This is a genomic window from Pseudomonas sp. Sample_9 (assembly GCF_004307535.1).
Lineage (GTDB): Bacteria > Pseudomonadota > Gammaproteobacteria > Pseudomonadales > Pseudomonadaceae > Aquipseudomonas > Aquipseudomonas mercuritolerans.
Genome location: NZ_RAZO01000454.1, coordinates 1 through 9,486, shown reverse-complemented (window position 1 = coordinate 9,486; position 9,486 = coordinate 1). Strand labels below are relative to the sequence as shown.

General features: G+C 61.2%; 8 protein-coding genes. 5 read left to right on the top strand and 3 right to left on the bottom strand.

The genetic code is table 11. The features are described from left to right. Positions 1-196: 196 nt before the first annotated feature. Genes sixA through D6877_RS25845 form a run of 3 tightly spaced genes read right to left on the bottom strand, consistent with a single transcriptional unit; the run spans position 197 to position 2,049 of the window. On the bottom strand, positions 197-649 hold the full coding sequence (sixA, locus tag D6877_RS25855) for a phosphohistidine phosphatase SixA (RefSeq protein ID WP_130912538.1): 453 nt from the start codon (positions 647-649) through the stop codon (positions 197-199). Continuing rightward, positions 646-993: a DUF4389 domain-containing protein gene (locus D6877_RS25850; protein WP_016773653.1), complete on the bottom strand. Its 348-nt coding sequence runs from the start codon at positions 991-993 to the stop codon at positions 646-648. Before D6877_RS25850 ends, sixA begins: the two co-directional genes overlap by 4 nt. 30 nt (positions 994-1,023) lie before the next feature. Then, a complete protein-coding gene (locus tag D6877_RS25845) occupies positions 1,024-2,049 on the bottom strand; it encodes an NAD(P)H-dependent glycerol-3-phosphate dehydrogenase (RefSeq protein ID WP_024013958.1) in 1,026 nt (341 codons plus the stop codon). A 197-nt stretch (positions 2,050-2,246) separates the two neighbouring features. On the opposite strand from D6877_RS25845, the gene D6877_RS25840 reads away from it, so the two are divergent. From D6877_RS25840 to fabB, 5 genes are all read left to right on the top strand, one after another. Beyond that, complete coding sequence (locus tag D6877_RS25840; RefSeq protein WP_130912537.1) at positions 2,247-4,370, top strand: TonB-dependent receptor; 2,124 nt, start codon at positions 2,247-2,249, stop codon at positions 4,368-4,370. A 1-nt stretch (position 4,371) separates the two neighbouring features. Next, complete coding sequence (locus D6877_RS25835; protein WP_016773650.1) at positions 4,372-5,304, top strand: ABC transporter substrate-binding protein; 933 nt, start codon at positions 4,372-4,374, stop codon at positions 5,302-5,304. Then, on the top strand, positions 5,301-7,205 hold the full coding sequence (locus tag D6877_RS25830) for an ATP-binding protein (RefSeq protein WP_130912536.1): 1,905 nt from the start codon (positions 5,301-5,303) through the stop codon (positions 7,203-7,205). The genes D6877_RS25835 and D6877_RS25830 overlap by 4 nt, the downstream gene beginning before the upstream one ends. Positions 7,206-7,452: 247 nt before the next feature. Continuing rightward, on the top strand, positions 7,453-7,968 hold the full coding sequence (gene fabA / locus D6877_RS25825) for a 3-hydroxyacyl-[acyl-carrier-protein] dehydratase FabA (RefSeq protein ID WP_024013962.1): 516 nt from the start codon (positions 7,453-7,455) through the stop codon (positions 7,966-7,968). An 11-nt stretch (positions 7,969-7,979) separates the two neighbouring features. Beyond that, on the top strand, positions 7,980-9,200 hold the full coding sequence (gene fabB / locus D6877_RS25820; protein WP_130912535.1) for a beta-ketoacyl-ACP synthase I: 1,221 nt from the start codon (positions 7,980-7,982) through the stop codon (positions 9,198-9,200). Positions 9,201-9,486: the final 286 nt, after the last annotated feature.

Genomic DNA, 9,486 nt, shown 5'->3' with positions numbered 1-9,486 from the left:
GCTCCTGTTTTTTTGGTCTGGAGCAAGCGTAGTCAACCAAGCAAGTGCTTGGTTGGAATTTTCAAACAAATAATTTCATGGGTTGGCAGAAATCAATGTGGGAGCGAGCCTGCTCGCGAATGCAGTATGTCAGCCCCAAAAAGGGTGAATGACACGCCGCCTTCGCGAGCAGGCTCGCTCCCACAGGGATATGGCGTTAAGGGTGCTTGAGGCTATTGAGCTTCATCGAGCCAATCAGCAGCTCGCTGTGCTCAAGCTCGGCCAGCCCCGCTGTACTTACCCGCTCCGGCGGATGCCCGGCGCCGTGCTGCAGATAGCTGAGCAGGTTGCCCACCAACGGGTTGTGGCTGACCAGCAGCACATTGCTCACCGACACCAATTGCTCGGCGACCTTGTCCGGATCGCTCTCCGGCGTCAGCCACTCGACCGTACGGATTTCCGGCTCGAAACCCAATGCCTCGCGGACAATCTGCGCGGTCTGCTGCGCCCGCACATAAGGGCTGGCGTAGATCGCCGTCAGCGGCTGGCCCATCAAATGCGCCGCGCTGCGCAGGACTTCGTTACGACCATGCTCGGTCAGCTCGCGCTCGGAATCGATTTTCGAACCGTGAGGCACCGCCTCACCATGACGCAATACCCACAGTTTCATAGTTTGGGCTCCTCATCGCGCACCGGGTGCGCGGCCGGGGCGACGGTGTGCGGCGCTTCTCCTTCCGGGGTGCGCGGCGCCGGCCAGTCGGCGAACGGCCAGGGCTTCTGGTCACTGTGGAACGTGCCGAAGCGGCCGATCTGCGCGAGGAACTGGCTGAGGCTGTCGCCAAAATTCATCAGGCTGGCGCTCGGTGCGCCGTAGATCAGGCGGTAGATCAGTTGCACCAATACCACCGCGCCGAGGATGAACTGCGCGACTTGCCAGACCAGCAGATAAACGATCATCCACAACACCCGCAGGAGGATGGATTCGTACTGGGTTTCGCTTTTCGGATCGTTCATGGCTTGCTTCCTGTCCGTGTAACAGCTGAATCAGTTGAAACCGCTGGTGGAAATAAAGTCGACGTCGGTTTTCGGCTCGGCACGCATCAGTAGACCGATCACCTGCTCCAGCGTGCGTCCTTCGAACAGGATCGCGTGCAGCCCGGCGACCAGCGGCATGTACACGCCGACTTCCTGGGACTTGGCCTTGAGCACCTTGAGGGTGTTGACCCCTTCGGCGACCTCGCCGAGACGCGACACCGCTTCGTCGAGGCTCAAGCCCTGACCGAGGGCGAAGCCGACCTGGTAGTTGCGGCTCTTGGGTGACGAACAGGTGACGATCAGATCGCCAACCCCGGCCAGACCAAGGAAGGTCATCGGGTTGGCGCCCTGATTCACCGCAAAGCGGGTCATCTCGGCCAAGGCGCGAGTGATCAGCATGCTCTTGGTGTTCTCGCCCATCTCCAGCGCCACCGCCATGCCGGCGATGATCGCGTAAACGTTTTTCAACGCCCCGCCCAGCTCGACACCGAAACGGTCGGCGCTGGCGTAGACGCGGAAGGTGCGCCCGTGCAGGGCGGCTTGCACCGCTTTGCACAGTTCTTCGTCTTCACTGGCGACCACCGTGGCGGTCAGTGCGTGCTCGGCGATTTCCCGTGCCAGGTTCGGACCGGACAACACGCCGATGCGCGCCTGCGGGGCGATCTCTTCGAGAATCTGGCTCATCAGCTTGAAGGTCTGCGCTTCGATGCCTTTGGTCAGGCTGACCAGCATCTTGCCGCTCAAGCGCTCGGCGTGGGCGGCGAGTACCGTGCGCAAGGCGCTGGATGGCAGCGCGACAAAGCACAGATCGCAGGCATCGAGAGTGGCTTGCAGGTCGGTGACAGCGGTCACTCCCGGCAGAATCTTGATGCCTTTGAGGTAACGCGGGTTTTCGCGGTTGACCCGGATGGCCTCGGCCTGCTCGGGGTCACGCATCCACTGAAGGACTTGATGGCCGTTCTCGGCCAGCAGATTGGCCACGGCGGTACCAAAACTTCCGCCTCCCAGGACCGCAATCGGGCGCTGTTCAGTCATATGCAATCCGTTAATCCATACCAGTGGCGATGCCGGGCATTATACGGCGCGACCCGGTCGCGGCCAGCCCCAGCAACAATTACCGACATTTGTAGGAAGAAGACCAATAAAACCTAGGAAAATGCCTGCAACGTCACTGGAAAAGTCGCCGCCCTCGGTTAACATGCGCGCCAATTCTTCTCTCTGCAGGCTGTGTCGTGTTTTCTGGCCCTCCTCCCCCGCGCTCGCCGCTGCTACTGGCGCTGCTGTTCAGCCCGCTGGTGCTGGCGGACGACCTGTTCGTCGACAGCCAGACGTTGCCGCAGGTACTCACAGCCACGCGGCTGAAACAGACGCCAGCGGAAGTGCCCGGGAGCATGACCGTTCTCGACAGCGAATTGATCAGCGCCAGCGGTGCCCGCGACATCAGCGAGCTATTGCGACTGGTGCCGGGGATGATGGTTGGCAGCATCAACGGCAATCAGCCGGCGGTGAATTACCACGGCACCAACGCCAGCGAAGCACGGCGCATGCAGGTGTTGATCGATGGCCGCTCGGTGTATCGCGCAGGCCTGGCGACGGTGGACTGGAGTGATATCCCGGTAGCGATGGAAGACATCGAGCGGATCGAGGTGTTTCGTGGCCCGAACACCGTCAGCTACGGCGCCAACGCGTTGATGGCAGTGATCAACATCATCACTCGCCACCCGGCCGACAGCCACGGCACGCGTTTGAAGATCACTCGCGGCCAGCGTGGCATCAACGACTTTTATGCCAGCCAGGGCACCGGTTGGGATGGCGGCGATCTGCGCCTGTCGCTGTCCGGCCAGGAAGACGACGGTTTCGACAGCGACCGCAACGGCGCCGATTATCGCGACAGTCGGCGCTTGAATCGTCTGAGCCTGGCGGTCAGCCACGACCTCAATGAAGGGCAAAGCCTCGACTGGCAGCTCAACGCCAAGGACGGCAGCAATCAGCGACCTTATACCTACCGCCCGGTGTTCTCGGGGATTACCGACGCCGGGAACAATTCCGACGTGGTGGCCAAGGATTACGCCGGTTCGGTGCGCTGGAACCTCGATATCAATCCCGAACATAGCCTTTATGTGCAAGGTTCGGCGCAGCACTGGGATCGCCAGCAAGTCTGGCGCGCCTGCGATGCCGAGGTGTCGTTCAGCCCTGAACTGACGCAGCTGTGGCAGCTCAACCCGAATTACACCGAACGGCTGGCGCGCAACATCACCCAGTTCACCGGCCCCGGCGCGGCGCCCGGCACGCCGCAGGAAATGGCGCTGGCCAATCAAGTGCTCGAGCAATGGCGCAATGGCGCCAGCCAGACCTTGTGCGGCGATATCGACCAGAGCGCCCGCGAATCGCGCTACGACCTCGAGCTGCAGGACACCCTCAGCCTGTCCGACAGCCTGCGACTGGTCAGCGGCCTGAATTACCGCTACGACCGTGCCGATTCCGAGACCTATTTCAACGGCACCCTCGACGACACCACCTGGCGCGCCTTCGGCCAACTGGAATGGCGCGCGACCGAGCACTGGCTGGTGCAGGGCGGCGCGATGTTCGAAGACACGCAACTGATCGGCAGCTCGCTGACCCCGCGCTTCGCGGTCAACTACCTGATCAACCCGCGTCACGGCCTGCGCGCGGTGTACTCCGAGGCGATCCGTTCGCCGGACATGTTCGAGAACAACGTCAATTGGAGCTATCAGGTCAGCAACCTGCGACCCTCGGCCTACGGCCAGTCGTCGGCGCGCTATTTCGTCAAGACCCGTGGCCCCGGCGATCTCGATCAGGAGCACATGCGTTCTCGCGAATTGGGCTACAACGGTTATTTCGCCGAACTCGGTCTGGCCGTGGACGTGAAGCTGTTCTACGACGAAATCACCGGCATGATCAGCGAGCCGCTGCGCAACAACCAATACATCGCCAGCAATGCCAACAGCTCGCGCTTTCGTGGCACCGAAACGCAACTCGACTGGCACCTCAGCAGCGCCGACCGCTTGCGTTTGACCTACGCCTTCGTCGACGCCGAGGCGAGCAATCCGCTGGACCAACAGTTGACCTCGCGCAACAGTGGTTCCGCCGGTTGGCTGCGCAATTGGGGGCATGGCTGGAACAGCGCCCTCTTTTATTACGGCGACAACGCGCTCAACGGCTATCGCTTCGAACGCGTCGACACGCACATCGCCAAACGCATCGCCATTGGCAAAGCTCAGCTGCAATTGGCCGGCGTGCTGCAACAGCGTCTCGACCATCAGCCGAACACCTTCGTCGACAATAATTACGACGAACGCCGGGTGATGTATTTCAGTGCCGAGCTGGAGTTCTAGGATGCGCACCGGCCCGTCACGGAAGACGCCCACCCTGGGCCACTGGCTGGCCGGGCTCTGCCTGTTCATGACCGCGTGGCTGCACGGCGTCGCGGTGCAAGCGGCGGATATTCTGTTGACCGGCGCCGAGGAAAGCCCCGGCGTGCAGGCCTTCGTGCAAGCGCTGAGTGAACTGCGCCCGACCGACAATGTGCGGTTCCAGCCGCTGGCCAGTTTGCCGGCTCCGGGCAAACTGCCGGCCAGTCTGCGCTTGATCCTGCTCGATCTGCCCAGCCTCGACTGGCGTCTGCAAGACTCACAAGGCCCGTCGACGCTGGTGTTGCGCATCAGCCGCTTGCAGGCGCGCCAGCGTTTCGCCGATGCCCAACCGGCGCGCCTGAGCCTGCTCTGGAGCGACCCGCCGCTGAGCCGGCAACTGCAACTGATCCGGCGGATCTTGCCGCAGGCGCGGCGGGTCGGCGTGCTGTTCGATGAGCACGGCGAATTCCTCATTGACGAATTGCGCGCGGCTGCGCGGCCGCTGAACCTGGAGATTGTCAGCCAGCGCTGGGACAACATCCACGACAGCCGTCCGCTGCAAGCGGTGCTGAAAAGCAGCGACGTCTTGCTCGGCCTCGATGACCCCGATCTGTACAACTCGCAAACGGCGAAAAACCTCCTGCTCAGCAGCTACTCGCGTCAGGTTGCGCTGATCGGCCCCAACATTGCATTCGTTCGCGCTGGCAGCCTCGCCAGTACCTACAGCGACCAGAGCGACTGGCTGGCGATTCTCGACCATTTGCTCGATCAGCCCACCAGCGCATGGCCGCGAACGCTTTACCCCGCTCGTTTCAAAGTCTCAAGTAATGCGCAGGTGGCTCGTTCCTTAGGCATCGAACCGCTGAATGAAGCATCTGTCGCCAGTGCCTTGGCCGAAGGAGAGCGCCGCCCATGAGTTTTCGTCGCCGTTGGGACATCAACACCCGCACGCAGCTGATCAGCCTCGGGCCGGCGCTGTTGCTGACGTTGCTGTTGATCAGCTTCTTTACCTTCGTGCGCATCCAGGATTTGCGCCAGGAGCTGAACCACACTGGCCAGTTGATTGCCAACCAACTGGCGCCTGCCACGGAATACGGGGTGATCTCCGGCAACAACGAAGTGCTGGAAAGCCTGCTCAAGGCGACACTGGCCACGCCCAACGTGCGCTTTCTCGAAGTGCAGGACAGCGCCAACCGGATTCTGGTGTATGTCGAACAACCGGCTGATAGCCACAGCCGCCCGCATCAGGTCGAAGTGTTCCAGGCACCGGTGCGTTTGCAGCGGATCGCCTTGCACAACGACTTCTTCCAGGACGGCAAGGTCAGCAACAGCGCCGCCGGCGAGGATTATCTGGGGCGAGTGATCGTCGGCCTGTCCAGCGATGCTTTCAGTCAGCGCCAGCAGGAAATCCTGTTCAAGGCCGGGATTCTCGCGCTGTTCGCCCTGCTCTTCACCTTCGTCGTCGCCCGTCGTCTGGCCGGCAGTCTGTCCCAGCCGATCCGTGACATTGGCGATGCGGTCAAGGCGATTCAGGAAGGCGATTACAAAACCCCGCTGCCGATTGTCGACGACACCGAACTGGGCGCGCTGTCGCAGCACATCAATAACCTTGCTCAGGCGCTGGAACAGGCCAGCCGCGAGCAGCAGCAGGCGATGGCGCAGTTGATCCAGACCCGCGAAGAGGCGGAAAAGGCCAACAACGCCAAATCGGATTTTCTTGCGATGATGAGCCATGAACTGCGCACGCCCATGAACGGCGTACTGGGCATGTTGCAGTTGCTTGAAACCACCGAGATGACCGAGGAGCAGGTCGAATACGCCGCGCTCGCTTCGGAGTCGACCGAGCATTTGCTCAAGGTCATCAACGACATTCTCGACTTCTCGCGGATCGAACGTTCGGAGCTGGAGCTTGAGCACATCCCGTTCAACCTCGCCGAGCTGATCGGCGCCTGCGCGCAATCGTTCCAGCACAGCGCCGTGCAGCGCGGCCTGGCACTGAATCTGCGCATTCCCGACGACATGCGCGGCTTGCAGGTGCAGGGCGATCCGACGCGGATCCGGCAGATTCTGGTCAATCTGGTCGGCAATGCCTTGAAGTTCACCGAGCAGGGCCGGGTCAGCATCGAGGCGCAATGGCAGTCGCTGGACCATGACCTGCTGTGGTTCACCTGCTCGGTGCGTGACAGCGGCATCGGTATTTCTTCTGAGAGTCTGGAGCTGATGTTCAACGCCTTCCAGCAGGCCGACAGTTCGATCTCCCGTCGTTACGGTGGCACCGGCCTTGGTCTGCCGATCGCGCGGACTTTGGCCGAACGTATGGGCGGCACCTTGCGCGCGCAGAGTGAGGAAGGACGCGGTTCGGTATTCACTCTGGAAATTCCATTGGCGCTATATAAGCAGGCAATGCCAGCGCTGGCCGCGCCGCGCACCCTGAACGGCAGTGGTCAGGGCGAGGGACGCCATGTGTTGCTGGTCGAAGACAATCCGGTCAACCAGACCGTGATCGAGGCAATGCTGCGCAGCCTGGGCTTCGCGGTCAGCGTGGCGACCGATGGCGCACAAGCGGTGCGCAGTGCCGAGGGCGGCGAATTCGAAGTGATTCTGATGGATTGCCGATTGCCGATCATCGACGGCTACGAGGCCACGCGACAGATACGCGACCTGCCCGGACGCCGCGATGTGCCGATCATCGCGCTGACCGCCAACGCCTTGCAGGGCGATCGCGAAACCTGTCTGGCAGCGGGGATGAACGATTACCTGGCCAAGCCGTTCAAACGCAATGACCTGCAGCAGATTTTGCAGCGCTGGGTGTCGTAGTGTGGGCCTTTCGACCATCTGCGACTGGCGTGAAAAGCGAAAGTGCGGCAGTCTTAGGCACCCGAACGAGCCCCAAAAGGGGCTTGATTAAAAATTTCAGTGCACAAGTGTACATTCATGTCCTTGGTGCTGTGACTTTCACCACAACGCAATAGTCTATGAGTAGGCTGCCGGTTCGAGGCATGAACGCCTTGAACGGTCGGGAAGATCTGCCCCACCTGCCGCATGGGATTATTGAGGAGCTCGCATGACCAAACAAAACGCCTTTACTCGGGAAGACCTGCTGCGCTGCAGTCGCGGTGAGCTGTTCGGCCCAGGTAACGCGCAACTGCCCGCCCCGAACATGCTGATGGTGGATCGCATCACCCATATCAGCGAAGAAGGCGGCAAGTACGGCAAAGGTGAATTGGTCGCCGAGCTGGATATCAACCCTGACCTGTGGTTCTTCGCCTGCCATTTCGAAGGCGATCCGGTAATGCCGGGCTGCCTGGGTCTGGATGCCATGTGGCAACTGGTCGGTTTCTTCCTGGGCTGGCAAGGCCTGCCGGGCCGCGGCCGTGCGCTGGGTTCGGGCGAAGTGAAATTCTTCGGTCAGGTGCTGCCGACCGCGAAGAAAGTCACCTATAACATTCATATCAAACGCGTCCTCAAGGGCAAGCTGAACATGGCCATCGCCGATGGTTCGGTCAGTGTCGACGGACGCGAAATCTACACCGCCGAAGGCCTGCGCGTCGGCGTGTTCACCTCCACTGACAACTTCTAAGGGTTATTCGCATGCGCCGCGTCGTTATCACTGGTCTGGGCATCGTTTCGTGCCTGGGCAATGACAAAGAGACCGTCTCCGCTAACCTGCGTGCAAGCCGCCCTGGCATCCGGTTCAACCCGGAATATGCTGAAATGGGTCTGCGTAGCCAGGTTTCCGGCTCCATCGACCTCAACCTTGAAGAGCTGATCGATCGCAAGATCTATCGCTTCGTCGGCCATGCAGCGGCTTACGCCTACCTGGCCATGAAAGATGCCATCACTGACTCCGGCCTGACCGAAGAGCAAGTGTCCAATCCGCGTACCGGCCTGATCGCTGGTTCCGGTGGTGCTTCCACGCTGAACCAGATGGAAGCGCTGGACATCCTGCGCGAGAAAGGCGTGAAGCGCGTTGGCCCGTACCGCGTAACGCGGACCATGAGCAGCACCGTTTCCGCTTGCCTGGCCACGCCGTTCAAGATCAAGGGCCTGAACTACTCCATCGCTTCTGCCTGCGCCACCAGTGCTCACTGCATCGGTACCGCCATGGAACAGATCCAGATGGGCAAGCACGACATCGTCTTCGCCGGTGGCGGTGAAGAAGAGCACTGGAGCCAGTCGTTCCTGTTCGACGCGATGGGCGCCCTGTCCAGCAAGCGCAACGACACCCCGGAACAAGCTTCCCGCGCCTACGACAAGGACCGCGACGGTTTCGTCATCGCTGGCGGCGGCGGCATGGTTGTCGTCGAAGAGCTGGAACACGCTCTGGCCCGTGGCGCGAAGATCTACGCCGAGATCGTTGGCTACGGCGCAACGTCCGATGGCTACGACATGGTTGCCCCGAGCGGCGAAGGCGCGATCCGCTGCATGCAGCAGGCGCTGTCCACCGTCGACACCCCGATCGACTACCTGAACACCCACGGCACTTCGACTCCGGTCGGCGACGTCGCGGAAATGAAAGGTGTGCGTGAAGTGTTCGGCGACAAGGCTCCAGCGATCAGCTCGACCAAGAGCCTGTCCGGTCACTCCCTGGGCGCCGCCGGCGTGCACGAAGCGATCTACTGCATGCTGATGATGGAAGGCAACTTCATCGCCGGCTCCGCCAACATCGACGAGCTCGACCCGGAAGTGGCCGATCTGCCGGTGCTGACCAAGACCCGCGAGAACGCCACTATCAACACCGTGATGAGCAACAGCTTCGGCTTCGGCGGCACCAACGCCACGCTGGTACTGAAGCGCTGGGAAGGCAAGTAATTCCCCACCGCTGAGCCGCACATGAAAACGCCCCGACTGGTTCGGGGCGTTTTTTTTGGCCTGCAGAAAACCTCATGACTCAACACAAATCCCCTGTGTAGGAGCTGCCGAAGGCTGCGATCTTTTGACTTTGACTTTAAAGGGCAAGATCAAAAGATCGCAGCCTTCGGCAGCTCCTACACAAGGGTTCGCATGGGTCTGGAGATGAAACTTCTGTCATGAAACTTACCACCCTGCGACCGAATGTCGCGGTTTACGCGGCCTCCAGCACTGTTGCGAAATCCGC